The 19,704-nt window shown below is 63.9% G+C and carries 16 protein-coding genes; 13 read left to right on the top strand and 3 right to left on the bottom strand.

Annotated features, from left to right (window positions below; translation table 11 throughout):
* The first annotated feature begins 5 nt into the window (after positions 1-5).
* From kdpA to BMY98_RS03735, 5 genes are all read left to right on the top strand, one after another.
* Entirely contained in the window at positions 6-1,700 is a 1,695-nt protein-coding gene (gene kdpA / locus BMY98_RS03755) for a potassium-transporting ATPase subunit KdpA (RefSeq protein ID WP_074884902.1), read from the top strand.
* Between the two features lie 10 nt (positions 1,701-1,710).
* Entirely contained in the window at positions 1,711-3,807 is a 2,097-nt protein-coding gene (gene kdpB / locus BMY98_RS03750; RefSeq protein ID WP_074884899.1) for a potassium-transporting ATPase subunit KdpB, read from the top strand.
* 65 nt (positions 3,808-3,872) lie between these two features.
* A complete protein-coding gene (gene kdpC / locus BMY98_RS03745) occupies positions 3,873-4,439 on the top strand; it encodes a potassium-transporting ATPase subunit KdpC (protein WP_074885334.1) in 567 nt (188 codons plus the stop codon).
* A 356-nt stretch (positions 4,440-4,795) separates the two neighbouring features.
* Positions 4,796-7,453, top strand: coding sequence for a sensor histidine kinase (locus BMY98_RS03740; RefSeq protein ID WP_074884896.1), 2,658 nt, complete (start codon positions 4,796-4,798; stop codon positions 7,451-7,453).
* 63 nt (positions 7,454-7,516) lie between these two features.
* Entirely contained in the window at positions 7,517-8,206 is a 690-nt protein-coding gene (locus BMY98_RS03735) for a response regulator (RefSeq protein WP_074884893.1), read from the top strand.
* A 458-nt stretch (positions 8,207-8,664) separates the two neighbouring features.
* Here BMY98_RS03735 and BMY98_RS03730 read toward each other — a convergent pair whose 3' ends face one another.
* The gene (locus BMY98_RS03730) at positions 8,665-9,726 is read right to left on the bottom strand and encodes a patatin-like phospholipase family protein (RefSeq protein WP_074884891.1); all 1,062 of its coding nucleotides are present in this window, start codon (positions 9,724-9,726) and stop codon (positions 8,665-8,667) included.
* A 172-nt stretch (positions 9,727-9,898) separates the two neighbouring features.
* On the opposite strand from BMY98_RS03730, the gene BMY98_RS03725 reads away from it, so the two are divergent.
* From BMY98_RS03725 to BMY98_RS03700, 6 genes are all read left to right on the top strand, one after another.
* A complete protein-coding gene (locus BMY98_RS03725; protein ID WP_037009450.1) occupies positions 9,899-10,177 on the top strand; it encodes a hypothetical protein in 279 nt (92 codons plus the stop codon).
* Between the two features lie 263 nt (positions 10,178-10,440).
* On the top strand, positions 10,441-11,358 hold the full coding sequence (locus BMY98_RS03720; protein WP_074884888.1) for an AAA family ATPase: 918 nt from the start codon (positions 10,441-10,443) through the stop codon (positions 11,356-11,358).
* Positions 11,328-12,311, top strand: coding sequence for a DUF58 domain-containing protein (locus BMY98_RS03715; RefSeq protein ID WP_175514140.1), 984 nt, complete (start codon positions 11,328-11,330; stop codon positions 12,309-12,311). Before BMY98_RS03720 ends, BMY98_RS03715 begins: the two co-directional genes overlap by 31 nt.
* Before the next feature lie 13 nt (positions 12,312-12,324).
* A complete protein-coding gene (locus BMY98_RS03710) occupies positions 12,325-14,325 on the top strand; it encodes a transglutaminase TgpA family protein (RefSeq protein WP_074884882.1) in 2,001 nt (666 codons plus the stop codon).
* 36 nt (positions 14,326-14,361) lie between these two features.
* Positions 14,362-15,141 carry a CHAD domain-containing protein gene (locus tag BMY98_RS03705; protein ID WP_074884879.1) on the top strand — a complete coding sequence of 260 codons (780 nt, stop codon included), beginning with the start codon at positions 14,362-14,364 and terminating at the stop codon, positions 15,139-15,141.
* 137 nt (positions 15,142-15,278) lie between these two features.
* A complete protein-coding gene (locus BMY98_RS03700) occupies positions 15,279-16,073 on the top strand; it encodes an acyl-CoA thioesterase (RefSeq protein WP_074884877.1) in 795 nt (264 codons plus the stop codon).
* A gap of 75 nt (positions 16,074-16,148) precedes the next feature.
* Here the strand turns inward: BMY98_RS03700 and BMY98_RS03695 are convergent, their stop codons facing one another.
* A complete protein-coding gene (locus tag BMY98_RS03695) occupies positions 16,149-16,370 on the bottom strand; it encodes a hypothetical protein (RefSeq protein WP_074884874.1) in 222 nt (73 codons plus the stop codon).
* A gap of 258 nt (positions 16,371-16,628) precedes the next feature.
* Positions 16,629-17,453 (bottom strand): TatD family hydrolase, encoded by an 825-nt coding sequence (locus BMY98_RS03690; RefSeq protein ID WP_074884871.1) that lies wholly within the window; start codon positions 17,451-17,453, stop codon positions 16,629-16,631.
* Positions 17,454-17,650: 197 nt separating this feature from the next.
* On the opposite strand from BMY98_RS03690, the gene BMY98_RS03685 reads away from it, so the two are divergent.
* Together BMY98_RS03685 and BMY98_RS03680 are read left to right on the top strand one after the other, a co-directional pair.
* Positions 17,651-19,054 (top strand): MltF family protein, encoded by a 1,404-nt coding sequence (locus BMY98_RS03685; protein ID WP_074884869.1) that lies wholly within the window; start codon positions 17,651-17,653, stop codon positions 19,052-19,054.
* 101 nt (positions 19,055-19,155) lie between these two features.
* Positions 19,156-19,593, top strand: coding sequence for a DoxX family protein (locus BMY98_RS03680; RefSeq protein ID WP_074884866.1), 438 nt, complete (start codon positions 19,156-19,158; stop codon positions 19,591-19,593).
* Positions 19,594-19,704 lie beyond the last annotated feature (111 nt).

Here is a 19,704-nt window from a genome sequence, read left to right as displayed (position 1 = left end):
CGGCCATGCACGGTTACGACTACCTGCTGATACTGGCGTTTTTCTCCTTGGTGCTGTTGCCCGCGCCGCTGCTGGGACGGTTCTACTACAACGTCATGGAAGGCAAGCGCACCTTTCTGACCCCGGTCATGGGCCCGGTCGAACGCATCTGCTATCGCCTGTCCGGCGTCGACCCCTCGATCGAACAAAACTGGAAAACCTACACAATTGCCCTGCTGGCCTTCAACCTGGCCGGGTTCGTCGTGCTGTTCGCCATCCTGCTCCTGCAAGGCTCGCTGCCCCTCAACCCACAGGGCCTGCCGGGCATGGAGTGGTCGCTGGCGTTCAACACCACCATGAGCTTCGTCACCAACACCAACTGGCAGAGCTACAGCGGCGAAGCGTCCCTGAGCTACCTCAGCCAGATGGCCGGCCTGACCGTGCAAAACTTCGTCAGCGCCGCCACCGGCATCGCCGTGCTGGTCGCGTTCTGCCGCGGTATCAGCCGTCGCTCGACACAGCACCTGGGCAACTTCTGGGCGGACATGACCCGCGCGACCCTTTACGGCCTGCTGCCGCTGTGTCTGGTACTGGCACTGATGCTGGTCTGGCAGGGCGTGCCGCAAACCTTCGCCCATTACGTGGACGCCGTCACCCTGCAAGGTACCGACCAGGCCCTTCCGCTCGGCCCGGCCGCCAGCCAGATTGCGATCAAGCAACTGGGCACCAACGGTGGTGGCTTCTTCGGCGTCAACTCGGCGCATCCGTTCGAGAACCCGACCATCTGGAGCAATCTGTTCGAGCTGGTGTCGATCATCCTGATTCCGGTGGCGCTGGTGTTCACCTTCGGCCATTACGTGAAGGACATGCGCCAGAGCCGCGCGATCATCGCCTGCATGCTGGCGCTGTTCCTGATTGGCGGCGCGACGGCGATGTGGGCCGAGTACCAGCCCAATCCTGCGCTGAATGTTGCCTCGGTTGAGCAGACCGCGCCGATGGAAGGCAAGGAGACCCGCTTTGGGACCACGGCCACCGTGCTCTGGGCGGCGACCACCACGGCGGCGTCCAACGGTTCGGTCAACGGCATGCATGACAGCCTCAACCCGCTCACCGGGATGATCGCCCTGGCCAACATGATGGTCGGTGAAGTGATCTTCGGCGGCGTCGGCGCAGGCCTCTACGGCATGTTGCTGAACGTGTTGATCGCGGTATTCCTCGCCGGGCTGATGATCGGCCGCACCCCGGAATACCTCGGCAAGAAGCTGCAGGCTCGTGAGGTGAAGTTGCTGGTGGCGACGTTGATCGTGATGCCGGTCGGGGTACTGGTGTTCGGTGCGCTGGCGGCGTCGTTGCCCGGCCCGGCGGGGGCGGTGAGCAACCCCGGCGCCCACGGTTTCAGTCAGTTGCTTTATGCCTACACCTCGGCGACCGCCAACAACGGTTCGGCCTTCGGCGGTTTCAGCGGCAACACCACCTTCCACAACCTGATGTTGGGCCTGTCGATGTTCATCGGCCGCTTCGGCTACATCCTGCCGGTGCTGGCGCTGGCCGGCAGTCTGGCGGCGAAGAAAAGCTCGCCGCTGGGCCAGAACAGCTTCCCGACCCACGGCCCGCTGTTTGTGACCCTGTTGACCGTGACCATCTTGCTCGTGGGTGGCCTGACGTTCCTGCCGACCCTGGCACTGGGACCGATCGCCGAACATTTGAGCCTGGGCTTCTGAGGACCACACCATGAACATGCAAGCCCCCGTAACAAAGAGCCCGGACAGTAAAAGTCAGGCCAGCAAGGCCGCAAGCCGCGACGCGCAGCCCGTATCAGCCAAAACCGGCCTTGCCGCCCTCTGGCGCCCGGCGCTGGTGCAGGCGTTCGTCAAGCTCGACCCGCGCCAGCTGCACCGTGCGCCGGTGATGCTGGTGGTCGAACTGACCGCGATTCTGACCACCGTGCTGTGCCTGATCCCTGATCCGGCAGTCCCGACGTCGGTCGCGGTGCAGATCGCGATCTGGCTGTGGTTCACCGTGTTGTTCGCCAACTTCGCCGAAGCGTTGGCCGAAGGCCGCGGCAAGGCCCGCGCCGACAGCCTGAAAGCGGGCAGCGAAGGCCTGAAGGCGCGGAAGCAGAACGCCAACGGCAGCTACGAAATGGTCAATGCTGCGACCCTGCGCAAGGGTGATGTGGTGCGCGTCGAAGCCGGTGAGATGATCCCCGGCGACGGCGAGGTGATCGAAGGCATCGCGGCGGTCAACGAAGCGGCGATTACCGGTGAGTCTGCGCCGGTGATTCGCGAGTCCGGCGGCGACCGCTCGGCCGTGACCGGCAATACCCGACTGGTCTCCGACTGGCTGCTGGTGCGCATCAGCGCGAACCCGGGCGAGTCGACCCTGGACCGCATGATTGCGCTGGTCGAAGGTGCCAAACGCCAGAAGACCCCCAACGAAGTGGCCCTCGACATTCTGCTGATCGGCCTGACCCTGATCTTCCTGCTGGTGGTCGTGACCCTGCAGCCGTTCGCGCATTTCGCTGGGGGTAACCTGCCGCTGGTGTTCCTCGTGGCGCTGCTGGTCACCCTGATTCCGACCACCATCGGCGGCCTGCTTTCGGCCATCGGTATTGCCGGCATGGACCGCCTGGTGCGCCTCAACGTGATCGCCAAATCCGGCCGTGCTGTGGAAGCGGCAGGTGACGTGCACGTGCTGCTGCTGGACAAGACCGGCACCATCACCTTCGGTAACCGTCGTTGTGCGGCGGTGTACGCCGCGCCGGGCGTGACGCCGAAAGAGCTGAGCGAAGGCACGCTGCTGGCTTCGCTCGCGGATGACACCGCCGAAGGCAAGTCCATCGTCGAATACCTGCGCGGGCTGCACCCGATGACCGAACCTGCGCCGAGCCAGTTGACGCCGGTGCCGTTCACGGCGGAAACCCGTTTGTCCGGCGTCGATTTCGAGGGTCGTGTGTATCGCAAGGGCGCCGTCGACTCGCTGCTGAAATTCCTCGGCCGTGACCGCAGTGAACTGCCGCCGGTACTGGCGCGGGAAATCGACAAGATCGCCAAGACCGGCGGCACCCCGTTGCTGGTCTGCGGCGATGGCAAACTGCTGGGCGCGATTCACCTCAAGGACGTCGTCAAACCAGGCATTCGCGAGCGTTTTGAAGAACTGCGCAAGCTGGGCATTCGCACGGTCATGGTCACCGGCGACAACCCGCTGACGGCGGCAGCGATCGCGGCAGAAGCCGGCGTCGATGACGTGCTGGCCGAAGCCACCCCCGAGAAGAAGCTGGAGCGTATTCGTCAGGAGCAGAACGACGGGCGTCTGGTGGCGATGTGTGGCGACGGTGCCAATGACGCCCCGGCGCTGGCCCAGGCCGACGTCGGCATGGCGATGAACGATGGCACCCAGGCGGCACGGGAAGCGGCCAACATGGTCGATCTCGACAGCGACCCGACCAAGCTGCTGGACGTGGTGCAGATCGGCAAGGAATTGCTGGTGACCCGCGGCGCCTTGACGACCTTTTCCATCGCCAATGACGTGGCCAAGTACTTCGCCATCCTGCCGGCGCTGTTTGCGGCGATTTATCCGCAACTGGGCGTGCTCAACATCATGCACCTGGCCAGCCCGCAGAGCGCGATCCTGTCGGCCATCGTCTTCAACGCGCTGATCATTGTCGTGCTGATCCCGCTGGCACTGCGCGGTGTCCGGGTACAGGCCGCGAGCGCTGCGCATTTGCTGCGCCGCAACCTGTTGGTTTATGGCCTCGGCGGGCTGGTCGTGCCGTTCGTGGGCATCAAGGCGATCGACCTGCTGCTGACGGCTCTGCACCTGGTTTAACCCGTTGATCGCGCCGCGTGGTGACTGATCCCGCGCGGCGCTCACTTCGAAATGAGGATTGAATGATGTCCAGCGTATTGCGTCCGGCCGTGAGCCTGATCGTTTTGATGACCCTGATCACCGGCGTGGCTTACCCGCTGGTGGTGACCGGCGTCGCCCAGGTGGCGTTCCCGGATCAGGCCAATGGCAGCCTGGTCTACGACGACCACGAGAAGGTGATCGGCTCGGAGCTGATCGCCCAGAATTTCACCGGCGAAGAATGGTTTCATCCGCGTCCGTCTGCCGGCGCCTATGCCACCGTCGCCAGCGGCGCGAGCAACCTGGCACCGAGCAATCCGGCGCTGGCGACGCGAGTGGCCGAGGATGCCGCCAAGGAAAAAGTCGACAGCCAGGGCCCCGTGCCGCTGAACCTGCTGACCACCTCCGGCAGCGGCCTCGATCCGCACCTGACGCCGGCTGCGGCGGAATATCAGGTGTCCCGCATCGCAGCGGCGCGTAACCTGCCGCGCGAATCGGTACAGAAACTGGTGGCGGACAACACCCAGACCTCGCTGATCGGCCCGCCGGTGGTGAACGTGCTGGACTTGAATCTGGGTCTGAATCGGTTACCGTCTGGCAAAGCCGTGAACTGAGTCCGCTGGACAGACTTCTGTGGCGCACACCGGAGTTGTGGGAGCGCGCTTGCCCGCGAAGACGTTGGCACGGACGATAGAGGGATGTCGGATGTACCGCCCCCTTCGCGGGCAAGCGCGCTCCTACACTTGGATCTCGGCCGGGGCAGACATCTGTGGCGCACACCGGACCTGTAGGAGCGCGCTTGCCCGCGAAGACATAGGCACGGACGATAGAGAAACGTCGGATGTACCGGCCCATTCGCGGGCAAGCGCGCTCCTCCAATTGGCCTCGGCCAGGATAGAGATCTGTGATGCCCATCTGAGTGGGCGACAACCAACGATCACCCGTCATCCAATGGATCAGGACAACCTTCGTGAACTCAACCACCCGCGCCGACGCTTTGCTGGTCAACCTTGCCCGGGACGATCGCGGCCGGCTGAAGGTGTTTCTCGGCGCAGCGCCCGGCGTGGGCAAAACCTACGCCATGCTCCAGGCCGCGCACACGCAGATGCGCCAGGGCGTTTCGCTGCTGGCCGGGGTCGTCGAAACCCACGGCCGGGCCGAGACCGAGGCGCTGCTGGGCGGATTGCCCCAGCAACCCATGCTTCGCTCCGAATACCGCGGCGTCATGCTTGAAGAGATGGACCTGGACGGTCTGCTCGCGGCGAAACCCAAACTGGTGCTGGTCGATGAACTCGCCCACAGCAACGCGCCGGGCAGCCGACACGCCAAGCGCTGGCAGGACATCCAGGAACTGCTCTCGGCGGGGATTGACGTTTACACCACGGTCAACGTTCAACACCTTGAAAGCCTCAACGATCAGGTGCGCGGCATCACCGGCGTGCAAGTGCGCGAAACCCTGCCGGACTGGGTGTTGCAGGAAGCCTACGAACTGGTGCTGATCGACCTGCCGCCCCGGGAGCTGCTGGAGCGTCTGCGCGACGGCAAGGTCTACGTGCCCGAGCAGGCGCGCGCGGCCATTGATGCGTTCTTCACCCAGACCAACCTCACCGCGCTGCGGGAAATGGCGATGCAGACCGCCGCCGCCCAAGTGGACAACGATCTGGCGCTGGGCTATCGGCAGTTGGGTCAGTCGGCGCCCGCAGTGCGCGGTCGTCTGCTGGTCGGCATCGACGGTGATGCCCAGGCCGAGCGTCTGGTGCGCCACGCCAGCCGGGTCGCGCAGCGTCGGCATCTGCCGTGGAGCCTGGTGCACGTCGACAACGGGCGCTTTTTCGATGAACTGGCGCGCGGCCGTTTGCAGAACGCCCAGCAGCTCGCCGAACGCCTCGGTGGGGAAGTGGTGGTGCTGCGCGCGCCGGAAGTGGCGAAGACGTTGATTCAGCACGCGACCGAACGTCGCGCGAGTCTGGTGCTGGTCGGCCAGTCGCGTCCTTCGATGCGCCGTCGGGTGTTGGGCGGCGGCCTGGCGTCGCGTCTGCTGCGCAATGCCCACGGCCTCGAAATCAACGTCCTCGACAGCGAGTCGCGCCCCGATCAGCCGCAATCCACTACGCCACACAATCTGGTCTGGTTCGACTACGCATTGGCGCTGTTCGCCACGGTCGGCGCCAGTGCTCTGGCCTGGGCGGTATCCAGCTGGCTGGCGCTGCCGAATATCTCCCTCGTCTTTCTCGCCGCCGTGCTGCTGGTGGCCGTGCGCAGTAGCGTCGGCCCGGCGATGGTCTGTTCGGTGCTGTCGTTTCTGGCCTATGACTTTCTGTTCATTCCCCCGAATTTTTCCCTGAGCATCCAGCGCGAAGAAGACGTGCTGACGTTGCTGTTCTTTCTGTTGATGGCGGCGCTGACCGGCAATCTTGCCGCTCGCCAGCGTCGCCAGTTGCAGGCCCTGCGGGACACACAGGAGGAAACCAGCGAACTCCTTGACCTGTCCCGCCGCCTGACCGCCGCCACCGATCGGCAGGCGGTGCTGAGCGCCGCCGATCATCACCTGGCCGGCTGGAGCGAGTTGCAGCTGTGCGTGCTGGACAATGATCGCGAACAGGGCTGGAAGGTCGAAGTGGGCGGGTCGCTGGAGTTTTCCGAATTCGAGCGCGCGGCGGCGGACTGGGCCTGGCAGCACGGGCAACCGGCGGGCAAGGGCACCGGCACGCTGCCGTCGGGGAGTTGGTGGTGGCTGCCGTTGTGGGTCGACGACGCGCCGCTGGCGTTGCTGGGGATTCGTGCGAAACAGGGCCAGACCTTCACGCCTCAGCGTCGACGTTTGCTCACGGCGCTGAGTCAGCCACTGGGCCAGGCCCTGGCGCGGGCGCGGCTGGCCGAGGACTTGGAAGCCGCGCGTTTGCATGGCGAGACCGAACAACTGCGCAGCGCCTTGCTGGCCTCGGTGTCCCACGACCTGCGCACGCCGCTGACTGCCATGCGCGGCAGCATCGACAGCCTGCTGGCGCTGGGCGAGGCGATTCCGCTGGAAGACCGTCGCGAGTTGCTCGAAGGCACACGCGACGAGGCCGAGCGTCTGGACCGCTACATTCAGAACCTGCTGGACATGACGCGCCTCGGCCACGGCGCGCTGAAGCTGGCGCGGGACTGGGTCTCGCCGGGTGACATCGTCGGCAGCGCGCTCAATCGCCTTCGCGCCGTGCTCGCGCCGCTGCAAGTCATGACTCAACTGCCGGCGGAGCTGCCGCTGCTGTATGTCCACGCCGCGCTGATCGAGCAGGCGTTGATCAACGTGATTGAAAACGCCGCGCGCTTCTCGCCGGTCAATGGCCGTCTGCAGATGGCGGTCAGTGCGCAGAACGAGGAGATCGTCTTCGCCGTCAGCGATGAGGGGCCGGGGATACCCGAGGGTGAACGGGCTAAGATTTTCGACATGTTCTACACCGCCGCGCGGGGTGACCGAGGCGGGCAGGGCACTGGGCTGGGTCTGGCGATCTGTCAGGGCATGGTCGGCGCCCATGGCGGGCGGATCAGCGTGGGTGATGGCATCGACGGTCGCGGCACCTGCATCAGTCTGCATCTGCCGCTCCAGGCGCAACCCGAGGCGGAAATGGACCAGGCGGTCTGAAACCGTTTTGCGCTACGCTGACGTGCGTTTGCAACTGCCCTTTTTTCTAATGACAGGACACCCATGAGCCAGACGGCGACCATTCTGGTGATCGATGACGAGCCGCAGATCCGCAAGTTCCTGCGCATCAGCCTCGCGTCACAAGGCTACAAAGTGCTGGAAGCAGGAACTGGCAGCGATGGCTTGACTCAGGCCGCGCTCAACAAACCCGACCTGTTGGTGCTCGACCTGGGCCTGCCGGACATGGACGGGCAGGACGTGCTCAGTCAGTTTCGCGAGTGGTCGACAGTGCCGGTACTGGTGCTGTCGGTGCGTGCCAGCGAGGGCGAGAAGGTTCGCGCCCTGGACGCCGGTGCGAATGATTACGTGACCAAGCCGTTTGGCATCCAGGAGTTTCTGGCGCGGATTCGTTCACTGCTGCGCCAGGCGCCGGAGAGCGGTCAGGTAGAGTCGGCGGTGGTCATTGGCCCGCTGAACATCGATCTGGCCTACCGCCGGGTGTCCCTGGGCGATACCGAAGTCGGCCTGACCCGCAAGGAATACGCGGTGCTGGCGCAACTGGCGCGGCATCCCGGGCGGGTCATCACCCAGCAGCAATTGCTCAAGGACATCTGGGGCCCGACCCACGTCGAAGACACCCATTACCTGCGCATCGTGGTGGGCCACCTGCGCCAGAAACTCGGCGACGACCCCGCCGCGCCGCAGTACATCGTGACGGAAGCGGGGGTCGGGTATCGGTTGGTGAATGCGTGAAGGATCAGACTCCGCGGGACAGCCTCCGTGGGCCCGGCTTTAGCCGGGAAGGCGTCGATGGTCACACCGCATGATTGATGGCGTTCATGCGTGCCTCTTCCCGGCTGAAGCCGGTCCCACTAATCGATCGCATGCATCCAGTGGGTCTGGCTGGAACGCCAACTTGTGGGACCGGCTTTAGCCGGGAAGGCGTCGATGGTCACACCGCATGATTGATGGCGTTCATGCGGGCCTCTTCCCGGCTGAAGCCGGTCCCACTAATCGATCGCATGCATCCAGTGGGTCTGGCTGAAACGCCAACTTGTGGGACCGGCTTTAGCCGGGAAGGCGTCGATGGTCACACCGCATGATTGATGGCGTTCATGCGGGCCTCTTCCCGGCTGAAGCCGGTCCCACTAATCGATCGCATGCATCCAGTGGGTCTGGCTGAAACGCCGGACGACCGTGTTGGCATGCCCTTAATGCTCCTGCTCATACCGATCCAGCGTTTCCCTGGCGATCTGCCGCCCGAGCGCGATCAGCTCCGGGGCTTTGTAGAATTCGAAGAACCGGCATACGCGTTTGGGCACGTTGATCAGGATGTCGGGCGGGTAGCCGGCGATCTTGTATTGCGCCAGTGAGGTCTGCATCACCTCGAAGCTCTGGTTGATCAGGTCCAGCAGCGACGCCGGGCCGACGTTGTCGATGATCCTTGAGCCGCTGGCCGATCTTGGGGCGCCGGGCTGGGTGGGCGCGGCGGCGGGTTGCTGGCCCTGGGGATCGGCGGATTCGATGTCAGCCATCAACCACGGATTGCCCGTCAGCACGGCGGCGCTGGGCTTGAGACTTTCCTGCGCCAGGCGCAACCCGTCTTCGCCGGTCAGGTCCAGCTTGCGGCGGAACGGCAGGTGCGAGCCGATGGAATTCATCAGCCCGTCGAACCGCTTCTTCACCGCCGGCGGGCGCTCGATCACGGGCAACGTGTAATGCTTCTGGGTGGTGGAATTGAGATTGACCGCGACAATCAAATCGCAATGGCTGGACACCACCGGCACAATCGGCAACGGGTTCAGCAACCCGCCATCGACCAGGGTGCGATTGCCCTGAACCACCGGGGTGAACAGGCTGGGGATCGCCGCCGAAGCGCGCATCGCCGAATGCAGATTGCCTTCCTGAAACCAGATTTCCTGCTGATTGGTGAGGTCCGTGGCCACCGCGGTGTAGGGTATCGGCAGGTCCTCGATGTTGATCTCGCCGACGATTTCACGAATCTTGCCGAACACCTTCTCGCCGCGAATCGCCCCCAGCCGGAAACTCACGTCCACCAGCCGCAACACGTCCAGGTAATCCAGGCTTTCGATCCACGCCTTGTACTCGGGCAGCTTGCCCGCCGCGTAGATCCCGCCGATCACCGCGCCCATGGAACAGCCGGCGATGCAGGCGATGTCGTAGCCGCGATGTTCGAGCTCTTCGATGACGCCGATATGCGCGTAACCCCTGGCGCCCCCGGAGCCCAGGACCAGCGCGATGCGTTTATTCATGTGCGGTTTACCGTAGTCAGCATTCGGGCGGCGCGCGAGGCGGCCGATTCATCACACACCAGCGTAACGCCAACAGCGGGAAACAGGTATCGTGCATCGCCCCGGCGTGGCACTTTTGCATCGCCGCACCGTCAAATCCGCATCGTCGATTTCCTTAGTTGAGGTAACACCCATGAAAGCCTGGATCTGCCTGCCCCTGTTGGCGTTGGTTCTCACCGGTTGCGCCGGCAAAACGGCCTACCGCGACAGCTGCGCCACCAATCTTGACGGAGCCTGGCACGAGCTCGATCTGGCCAAGGCCGAAGGTTTCGCCGGCACGGTCAGCTATTCCAAGGCCCTGTCGCTGCTGACCGGCGCCAAGACCCAGCAGCAGTTCGAAGCGTTTGAGGGTTGCTCCGAGAAAGCCGAGAAAGCCCGTTTCTATATCCGTGAGTCCCGCGCGGGTCGCTGAGATCGTTCCAAGGCCCGCAGCCATTAAGCGGTCTCCCTGTAGGAGTGAGCTTGCTCGCGAAGCATGCTGTCAGTCGCCATCGAGCTGGCTGAGATAACGCGGATCGCGAGCAAGCTCACTCCTACAGTCCTGTTTCGCTCCACCCTGATGAATCCCTCCCTCCCGCTCTAGCGAAAACGCCTACGCTGACCTTACAGTGGCTGCACGTCTGGCATCCTCTGCAGTCCTATTAGCCATAAACTGTCGCCTGGGGAGGCCTTCCAATGGGCAGAAAACTGGATGCGTGTCTCAACGCGATCAACGAAGTGGTGCTGGGCAAGGAACCCCAGGTTCGCCTGGCGCTGACCTGCCTGCTGGGCGGCGGTCACCTGTTGATCGAAGATTTGCCCGGTATGGGCAAAACCACCCTCAGCCACACCCTGGCGCGGGTGCTCGGCCTGAGCTTTCAGCGCATTCAATTCACCTCCGATCTGCTGCCGGGCGACATCCTTGGCACGTCCGTTTTTGATCGCGACACCGGGCAATTCACTTTCCATCCCGGGCCGATCTTCGCCGAGCTGGTGCTGGCCGACGAAATCAACCGCGCCACGCCCAAGAGCCAGAGCGCGCTGCTCGAAGCCATGGAAGAAGGCCAGGTCACCATCGAGGGCGCCACCCGTTTGCTGCCCGATCCGTTTTTCGTCATCGCCACCCAGAACCCGTTCAGCCAGGGCGGCACCTTTGCTTTGCCGGAATCGCAACTGGACCGCTTTCTCATGCGCCTGTCTCTGGGCTACCCGGCGCGGTCGGCGGAGAAGGCCCTGCTGCTGGGGGAATCCCGTCGCGATCTGCTGCCGCGTATCGAGCCGTTGCTGGACCATTCAGAACTCGCAACCCTTCAGCAGCAGGCGCGGCAGGTACGGGCCAGCGACGCTCTGGTTGATTACGTGCTGCGGCTGGTCGATGCCACACGCAGCCAACCGCAATTTGCTTACGGCCTGTCACCCCGCGCGAGCCTGGCGATCCTGTCGGCCGCGCGGGCCTGGGCGTTGCTTGCCGGACGGGATTACGTGATTCCCGAAGACGTGCAGGCGATTCTGCCCGCCGTCATCGGCCACCGCCTGCGCGAGCGCACCGACCCGACCGGGCATGGTGGCGGCGCGCTGGTCCAGTGGCTAATGCGGGAGGTGCCGGTGCTGTGATCGAACGCTTCGAACCGGTCTGGCAGCGCTGGGTGGGACGCCGCATTCCCCCGGCGTCGCGAGTCGAGCTGGATCACCGCCGAATCTTCATCCTGCCGACCCGGGTCGGCGGCACGTACGCGCTCATTCTGTTTTTGCTGCTGCTGGTGTCGATCAACTACCAGAACAGCCTCGCTTACGGCCTGACATTCCTGATGCTCTCGGTAGGTGTCCTCGCCATTCTGCACACCTACCGCAACATCAGCGGGCTGGTGCTCAGCGGCGGCCACGCGCGTTCGGTGTTCGTTGGCGAACCGGTGCAACTGCGCCTGCGCCTGGAAAGCACCGGCCATGGGCATCAGGCGATTGCCTTGGGTTGGGACAGCGAACAACTGGAGCAGACCGACGTCGAGGCCGAGCGTCTGGTGGAGGTCGGCCTGACCCTGCCAGCGCTCAAACGCGGCTGGATGCGCGCCCCGCGGTTGCGCGTGGAGAGCGTGTTTCCGCTGGGCATCTTTCGCGCCTGGAGCTGGCTGGACCTGGAACAGACCGTGCTGATTTACCCGCAGCCAGTGGCCGGCACGATGCCGCTGCTGCAAGGCGTGCAACCCCATGCCGAGGACGACGGCCATGCAACGACGGGGCCGGGCGTCGATGATTATCAGGGCCTGCGCCTGTGGCAGCCAGGCGATTCGATGAAGCGCATGCACTGGAAAGCCTGGTCGCGAGGGCAGGGGTTGATGGTCAAAGAGTTCAGCGACCTCAGCGGCCATGATCTGTGTCTGGACTTCATGGCCCTGGGCGGGGATATCGAAGAGCGGCTGTCGCGCTTGTGTTACTGGGTGCTGGAATTGTCCCAGCGTCAGCAGCCGTTCGCCCTGAAGCTGCCCGGTTTCCTTTCGGCGGTGGACAGTGGCGACGCCCACCGCGAAGACTGTTTGCGCCAGTTGGCGCTGTACGGGGTGCGTGCATGAAAGGCGACGCGCGATGACCTCTTCAAGCCTCGCCAAACCGATCCCCCGGGTCAGTCTCAATTGGTTGCTGATCGCCCAGGCGCTGGTGATCGTGCCGTTCGCCTTGCACGTGCCGGTGGCGTTGATCGTGCTGTGGCTGGTCTGTTCGTTCTGGCGGATTCAGATCTTCCGCATGCGCGTGAGGATGCCCGGCACCTGGATCAAATCGGGACTGCTGGTGGGTACCGCCGGGGGCATTTATCTGGCGCGGGGCAGTTTGATTGGTCTGGATGCGGGGGCGGCGCTGCTGATCGCCGCGTTCATTCTGAAGATGCTGGAAATGCAGAACCGACGCGATGCGCTGGTGCTGATCTTTCTCGGCTTCTTCTGCATCGCGGTCGGCTATCTGTTCGAAGACTCGCTGCTCTGGGGGCTGTTCACTCTGCTGCCCATCACCACGCTGCTGGCCGCGCTGATCGGCCTGCAACAGTCCGGCATCTCCAGCAAGCCGGCGGCCACGTTGCGACTGTCGGCCAAACTGCTGTTGCAGGCCGTGCCGCTGATGCTGCTGCTCTTTCTGTTCTTTCCGCGGCTTGAGCCGCTGTGGTCGTTGCCACAACCGAGCAATAAGGCGCTGACCGGGCTTTCCGACAGTATGGCGCCGGGGGACATCGCCGAGCTGAGCAAGTCCGCCGAACTGGTCTTTCGCGCGAGTTTTGACGGCCCGCTGCCGCCGCGCACTCAGCTGTACTGGCGCGCGCTGACCCTGGAGCAGTTCGACGGCAGGCGCTGGTCGCAGTCGTCGCGGGCGCAAGTGCCGGACGCGCCGCTGTGGCGCCGGGAAGGCGAGCGTGTTGGCTACAGCGTGGTGCTGGAGCCGACCGGCAAGCCCTGGCTGATGACCCTCGACGTAGGCCAGACCGATCTGGCCGGGGTGCGCCAGATGAGCGATTTCCGGTGGCAACGGCGGCGCCCGATTGAGCAATCGATGCTCTACAACGCCGAATCCTGGCCTGACGCCGTGCGCGAGACCGTGCTCAGCGACGGCGCCCGGTTGCAGGCGCTGCAGTTGCCAGCCAAAGGCAATCCCCAGGTGCGAGAATGGGCAGCGGATCTGCATCGGCGCCATCTCGGCACCGACGCCCTGGTGGATGCGCTGCTGTCGTACTTCACCTCGCAGCCGTTCCGCTACACCCTCAAGCCGCCTTCGCTGGGCGCCAACAGCATCGATGACTTTCTGTTCGGCAGCCGTGCCGGTTTCTGCGCCCACTACGCCGGGGCCATGGCGTTTGCACTCCGATCGGCGGGCGTGCCGGCGCGGGTGGTGGCCGGTTATCAGGGCGGCGAGCTCAACCCGGACGGCAACTACCTGACGGTGCGCCAGTTCGATGCCCATGCCTGGGTCGAGTATTGGCAGCCGAACGTGGGCTGGCGCAGCGTCGATCCCACCGCCGCGGTGGCGCCCGCGCGGGTCGAGCAGGGACTTGAACAGGCGCTGGCGGCGGACGAGGAATTTCTCGGCGATTCGCCGATGTCAGCCCTGCGCTATCGGCACTTGGCCTGGGTCAATTCGATCCGCATGGGCTGGGACAACCTCAATTACGGCTGGCAGCGGTGGGTGCTGGGCTATCAGGGTCAGCAGCAACTGAAGGTGCTGGGCCGCTGGTTTTCCGGCTTTCAGGCGCCGGTGTTTGCCGGTGGCGCGGCAGTTATTCTGGGGCTGCTGGCGCTGTGGCTGTTCAAGCCGTGGCGCCGTGAAAGCGATTCGCAGCTGCGCCTGTTCAACCATTTCGAACGCCTGCTCGCCCGGCAAGGTCTTAAACGTCAGCCGGGTGAAGGCGCTCAGGCCTTCGCGCAACGTGCTGCCGAGCAACTGCCGGCGCACGCCGGGGCGATCAGGGATTTTGTCGGCGAGTTCGAAGCCCAGCGCTATGCCGGGGCAGACGGCTCCGCCGGTGCACTTCGCCAGCGCCTGAAGTCCCTGCGCCGCAGCCTGCCGTGGCGCTTGTCCGCCGTGAGGGGCAAGCGGCCGTAAATCATCAGACATTCATCTTCAACCAAGGAGTGCTTCATGTCAGCGATGGTCGATCACCTGGTCGCCGAGATTATCGGCCTCAACATCAAACTGCTTGCCTGCCACGCGCGGCTGGAAGCCTCCACCGACAGCGAGGCGCTGCACGATCTGCGCACCAACGTCCGCCGCCTGCGCAGTGTCTTGCGGCCATTGCGCGGTCTGCCGGGGCTGGATCAGGTGGAAGGGGCGGCGAAGGAGGTCGGTGCGCTGACCACGCCGTTGCGCGACATGCAGGTGCTGGCGGCGTTTCTCGATGAACAGGGTCTGCCCCAGGCGGCAGCCAAGCGCGATCAATACCTCAAGACCGCGTGCCCGAAAGTGGCCAGCTCTGCGGAGCTCAATCGGCTGTTCGGCGTGCTGGATCAATTGCCGGCCCTGTTGCGCACCCAGGAGCGTCACGGCCTGCTCGACAAGCTGGAGCAGCGCATTGAAAAGCGTCTGGACAAGCAGTGGAAGCAATTGCGAGAAGCCATGGGCGACCCTGCCCACGACCGCCATCGCCTGCGCCTGTTGATCAAGCGCGTGCGTTACGCAGGCGAGGCCTACCCGGAACTCAGTCATCAGCCGAAGAACATGCAACGCCGGTTGAAAGCGGCCCAAGGCGCCCTTGGCGATTGGCACGATCACCTGCAATGGCTGGAACAGGCGCGGCATCAAGCGGATCTGGCGCCTTGTGTGGCCGGGTGGGAATTGGGCATTCATCGCGCGGAGCAGAAGTCGGACCAGGTCCTGGAGCGCTTGTACAAGGCCTGCTTCGGCAAACATTCTCCGCGCTAGGGCGGTTCAGTCCTCAGGGGCGTCGAGCTCCGTCGCTTTTAAACAGCTTGGTCCGCAGGATTGGCGCTTATAAACCCTGTCCTGCGGCAGCTGCCTCGCTACCATTCGCACATCCTGCCTGCCACTCTGGAATGCCCATGAAATTCTCCGAGCTGCTCGACGCCGTCCGCACCCGCCCTCAATCCATCAGCATCCCTGCATCGTGGGCCCAGGGGCGTGCCTGCTTCGGCGGGCTGATGGCCGCGCTGATGTATGAAGCGATGCGCGCGAAGGTGTCGACTGAGCGGCCGGTTCGCTCGCTGGCGATCTGTTTTGTGGCCCCGCCGGCCATCGACACGCCGATTTCGTTTGAAGTGGAGATCCTGCGCGAGGGTAAGGCCGTCAGCCAGGTCTTGGGGCGGGCAATACAGAACGGTGAGGTCGTGACGCTGATTCAGGGCAGCTTCGGCGCGCCCCGTGAGTCGATGATTTCCGTGCAGGCCGAGCCTGCGCCAGTCTTCAAGCCGGTGGACGAGATTCAGCCGTTCCCGTTTGTCTCGGGTGTCATGCCGGAATATCTGCGCTTCATCGATCTGCGCTGGGCGTTGGGCGGACTGCCGTTTTCCAACACGCCATCCGGTGCGATTGGCGGCTATGCGCGCTTGCGTGACGTGGAAGAAGAACCCTTGACCGAAGCGCATCTGCTGGCACTGGTCGACACTTGGCCGCCTGCGGTGCTGCCGCATCTGAACAAGCCGGCACCGGGGAGCTCATTGACCTGGACGATTGAATTTGTGCAGCCGTTGCCCGCGCTGACGACCCATGACTGGACCCAGTACCGAGCGGTGATCGAGCATGCCCGCGATGGCTACGGTCATACTGCGGCGGCGTTGTGGACGCCGAAAGGGGAGCTGGTAGCGATAAGTCGCCAGACAGTGACGGTCTTTGGCTGATTAGATGCGCATGCTGCGAGTTCACTGACACGTGCTCACGTGATGCAGTCATGAACCTGCCAAAAGCCTGAGGCCTTATTGGCCTCGGGCTTTGATGGCCTGGGCAGCGACCAGACCCAGCACGCCGATGGCGGCGGAGGTCAGGCTGCCGTTGAATGCGCCGTCCAGAAGCAACAGGCCGGAGACGATGGCCAGCGGGAACGCCAGGGACGACATCACGACATTTGACGGCAGGCCTTGCTTGCGCGATGGGTGGAAGAATTCGCCGATGTGAAGATCCGTGATGAACTTGGGCATGACGCTTACCTCGGTGAAACGTTAACAAGAAGTGTTTTCGATTGAGGTGAGAATAGGCCCGGAGATTCACTTCGGCGAATCGAGGATTGCTATCAGCCTGATAGAAGACAGATGGCCCAACGGTCTTGTAGGAGCGCGCTTGCCCGCGAATGCGGTGGGACAGTCACGAATATGTCAGCTGACCCACCGCGTTCGCGGGCAAGCGCGCTCCTACAGTTGGTATCCGTGCGGCCGGGAAATCTATGCCAGGCGGCGGTTTTACGACTGTTGAGCGAACGCCGCAACCAACGGCAATGAAAAGAACGCGCGCGCGCACTCGGTGGTGTGGGCCGCGACATCCGCCGGGCTCTCCCCTCGATGCAGCGCCACTTCTCGCAGGACCTCGGGCAAGTAGGCCGGTTCGTTGCGGCCGTTCTTCGGTTTGGGCCGCAAGGTGCGGGGCAGCAGATACGGCGCGTCGCTTTCCAGCATCAAACGGCCACGCGGGATCTCGCGGACCAAAGGGTGCAGGTGTGTGCCCCGGCGTTCGTCGCAGATCCAGCCGGTGATGCCGATGTGCAGGTCCAGGTCCAGATAGTGGAACAGCGCGCGTTTTTCCCCGGTGAAGCAATGCACCACTGCCGCCGGGAGCTGATCGCGGTAGTCCCGCAAAATGGCGAGCAGTCGCTCGTCGGCATCGCGCTCATGGAGAAACACCGGCAGTTGCAGCTCCACGGCCAGGGCCAGATGCGCTTCCAGGACCTTTTCCTGCTGCGGGCGAGGGGAGAAGTCGCGATTGAAATCCAGCCCGCATTCACCCACGGCGCAGACCGTCTTTTCACGCAGCAGTGCCCTCAGCTGGCTTTCCGTTTCGCCCGTCCAGGCGCTTGCCGAATGCGGATGAATGCCGGCGGTGCTGAACAACCGCTCGGCGCTGTCATCAAGCTGGCGGGACAAAGCAAGGGCCTGTTCGCTGCCCTCGACGTCGGTGCCCGTGAGGATCAACTGGCCGACGCCGGCGGCGTATGCGCGCTCCACCACCTCGCCTTCGCGGGCGGCGAAGCTGGGGTTGGTCAAGTTGACGCCAATGTCTATTAGTTGCATGGTGCTACCTCAGGCCAGAGGCCGAGAAGAATAACAGAGCGATTGAAGCGATAAAAAACAAGCAGGCTCAACTGCTTGGAATACCCGAACCCTGTGATCCCGCTTTGTTGACGCACGCCGCGCTGTCCGCTGCGAGCAGGTCATGTGCGCGACGCAGACTTCAAGCCCGTCTTTTTCGGCCTTTCGTCGGAGCGTCAATGATCCGCGCGTCCCTGTTTTCCCTGATGTGTGTCATGGCCGTGCCCGGCCACGCGTCCCCGCGCCCCGCCGGCCCCCCCGTGGTGATAAAGAAGAATCAGGTGCGCGACCTGCCGGCGATTCGCAGCGGCAAAGTCCTGCGGGTGCTGGTCAATCAGAGCCGCAACAGCTCCGCCGAAGTACAGGGCGAGCCGGTGGGCGTCGAGTGCCGTCGCCTGGAGGCGTTCGAAACCTATCTCAACAGCCACGCCCGGGACGGCCAGAAAATCTCCCTCAAACTCATTCCCAAAGCCAAGGATCAACTCCTGGCCGCGCTGCAGCGGGGCGAGGGCGACATGGTTGCGCCGGGCGAACTGCTCGACGCCAGCGCCGCGCATTACGTCGACGCGTCTGAACCGGTAGTCGCCCAGGTGCCGCTGGTGGTGGTGGGCGTCAAGGGTGAGCGCGGGCTCCGGCATCCCGAACAGCTCTCCGGCCGCACACTGATGCTGACCAGCGGCAGCGCCGCCGATGAAGCCGTCCTCCAGCTCAACCAGAAGCTGGCGCTGCGCAAGCTGCCACCGGTGAAGATCGAATGGGTTGATCCGAGCCTGGCGGTGGAGGACGTCCTGGAAATGGTTCAGGCCGGGGTGTATCACCTGACCGTGGTCGAGCAACCCATCGCCGAACGCTGGGCCAGGGTGATGCCGAAACTGCGCATCGACCGCGCTGCTGCCTTGAGCGATCCGGGTGACATGAACTGGTTCGTGCGCAAGGACGCCGTGGTATTGCGCGGCGCCGTTGACCGTTTCCTGCAAACCTACGAACCACCGCGCAACCAGGATGCCGTCTTCCAGGCCGCCTACAAGGACCGCTACCAGATCCACAATCCGCTCGCCCGCGAAGACCGTCAACGCCTGGAAAAACTTCGCCCCACGCTGCAACTGCATGCCGACAAACAGAAGATGGACTGGCTCGACCTCGCCGCCGTGGCCTTCAAGGAGTCGGCGCTCAACCCGGTCGCCAAGGGCGGCAGTGGCGCCACAGGCCTGCTGCAGATCACGCCGTCGGCTGCCCAGCGCGTCGGCGTCGACAACATTCACGACCTCGACGGTAACGTGCAGGCGGCAAGCAAATACATGGCGCTGCTGCGGCGCAAGTTTTTCGCCAGCCCGAAAATCAACGAGCGCGAGCGCATGGCCTTCACCCTGGCGGCCTATAACCTCGGCCCGGAGCGCGTGCAGGCCATGCGCGCGGAAGCCAAGCGCCAGGGGCTCAACCCGAACCAGTGGTTTTTTCAGGTGGAGCGCGTCGCCATGGACCAGGGCGGCAAGAACGTCGTGAGCTACGTCAACAGCGTCAACAAGTACTACCTGGCGTTCGATCAGGCACGCAGTTCACTGGAGCGTCCTGCGACTCGCTGATAGATCTATTGATTCGATATGTATGGCGCGTTTTTTGCGATTTTCATATCCATAGAAACGATTAAGATGGCGCCATTCTCAACTGAAACGGAATGCCCGCCATGAATGCTCAACTCAAATCGATCTTCAACACCCACGCCGGTTTCGGCATCACCGGCCTGCGGATTCTCATTGGCATCATCCTCATGGCCCACGGCAGCCAGAAGCTGTTCGGCATGTTCGGCGGCTACGGCCTGGAAGGCACCGGCCAGTACATGGCGAGCCTGGGCCTGAACCCTGGTTACCTGATGGCGCTGATGTCGGGCAGCGCGGAATTCTTCGGCGGCCTGGCGCTGTTCCTTGGTCTGCTGGCACGACCTGCAGCCCTGGTGGTGATCGTGATGCTGGTGGTAGCGATTCTCTCGGTGCACATCCACAACGGCTTGTTCATGGCCAACAACGGTTATGAGTTCGGCCTGGCATTGATCGCCGGTGCGGTGGCGGTGCTGTTCGAGGGCGCCGGTCGCTTGTCCGTGGACCGATTGATCGCACGCCGCTGATTTATCCGGTCAAAAAATCCCGGCCTCTGAGGACGCCGGGATTTTTTTGCGTTCGGTGCGACAAACAAACGACAGGATCCGCCGATTGACAATGCCCACGCCGCTTCTCTA

It is taken from the genome of Pseudomonas graminis, from assembly GCF_900111735.1.
In the GTDB taxonomy this organism is placed as follows: Bacteria; Pseudomonadota; Gammaproteobacteria; order Pseudomonadales; family Pseudomonadaceae; genus Aquipseudomonas; species Aquipseudomonas graminis.
This window is presented reverse-complemented; position numbering and strand designations above follow the sequence as displayed.

What these genes read in the sequence shown, in the direction of transcription:
- kdpA (WP_074884902.1), top strand. Translation starts at nt 6, where the DNA reads ATGCACGGTTACGACTACCTGCTGATACTGGCGTTTTTCTCCTTGGTG.
- kdpB (WP_074884899.1), top strand. Translation starts at nt 1,711, where the DNA reads ATGAACATGCAAGCCCCCGTAACAAAGAGCCCGGACAGTAAAAGTCAG.
- kdpC (WP_074885334.1), top strand. Translation starts at nt 3,873, where the DNA reads ATGTCCAGCGTATTGCGTCCGGCCGTGAGCCTGATCGTTTTGATGACC.
- BMY98_RS03735 (WP_074884893.1), top strand. Translation starts at nt 7,517, where the DNA reads ATGAGCCAGACGGCGACCATTCTGGTGATCGATGACGAGCCGCAGATC.
- BMY98_RS03730 (WP_074884891.1), bottom strand. Translation starts at nt 9,726, where the DNA reads ATGAATAAACGCATCGCGCTGGTCCTGGGCTCCGGGGGCGCCAGGGGT.
- BMY98_RS03725 (WP_037009450.1), top strand. Translation starts at nt 9,899, where the DNA reads ATGAAAGCCTGGATCTGCCTGCCCCTGTTGGCGTTGGTTCTCACCGGT.
- BMY98_RS03720 (WP_074884888.1), top strand. Translation starts at nt 10,441, where the DNA reads ATGGGCAGAAAACTGGATGCGTGTCTCAACGCGATCAACGAAGTGGTG.
- BMY98_RS03710 (WP_074884882.1), top strand. Translation starts at nt 12,325, where the DNA reads ATGACCTCTTCAAGCCTCGCCAAACCGATCCCCCGGGTCAGTCTCAAT.
- BMY98_RS03705 (WP_074884879.1), top strand. Translation starts at nt 14,362, where the DNA reads ATGTCAGCGATGGTCGATCACCTGGTCGCCGAGATTATCGGCCTCAAC.
- BMY98_RS03700 (WP_074884877.1), top strand. Translation starts at nt 15,279, where the DNA reads ATGAAATTCTCCGAGCTGCTCGACGCCGTCCGCACCCGCCCTCAATCC.
- BMY98_RS03695 (WP_074884874.1), bottom strand. Translation starts at nt 16,370, where the DNA reads ATGCCCAAGTTCATCACGGATCTTCACATCGGCGAATTCTTCCACCCA.
- BMY98_RS03690 (WP_074884871.1), bottom strand. Translation starts at nt 17,453, where the DNA reads ATGCAACTAATAGACATTGGCGTCAACTTGACCAACCCCAGCTTCGCC.
- BMY98_RS03685 (WP_074884869.1), top strand. Translation starts at nt 17,651, where the DNA reads ATGATCCGCGCGTCCCTGTTTTCCCTGATGTGTGTCATGGCCGTGCCC.
- BMY98_RS03680 (WP_074884866.1), top strand. Translation starts at nt 19,156, where the DNA reads ATGAATGCTCAACTCAAATCGATCTTCAACACCCACGCCGGTTTCGGC.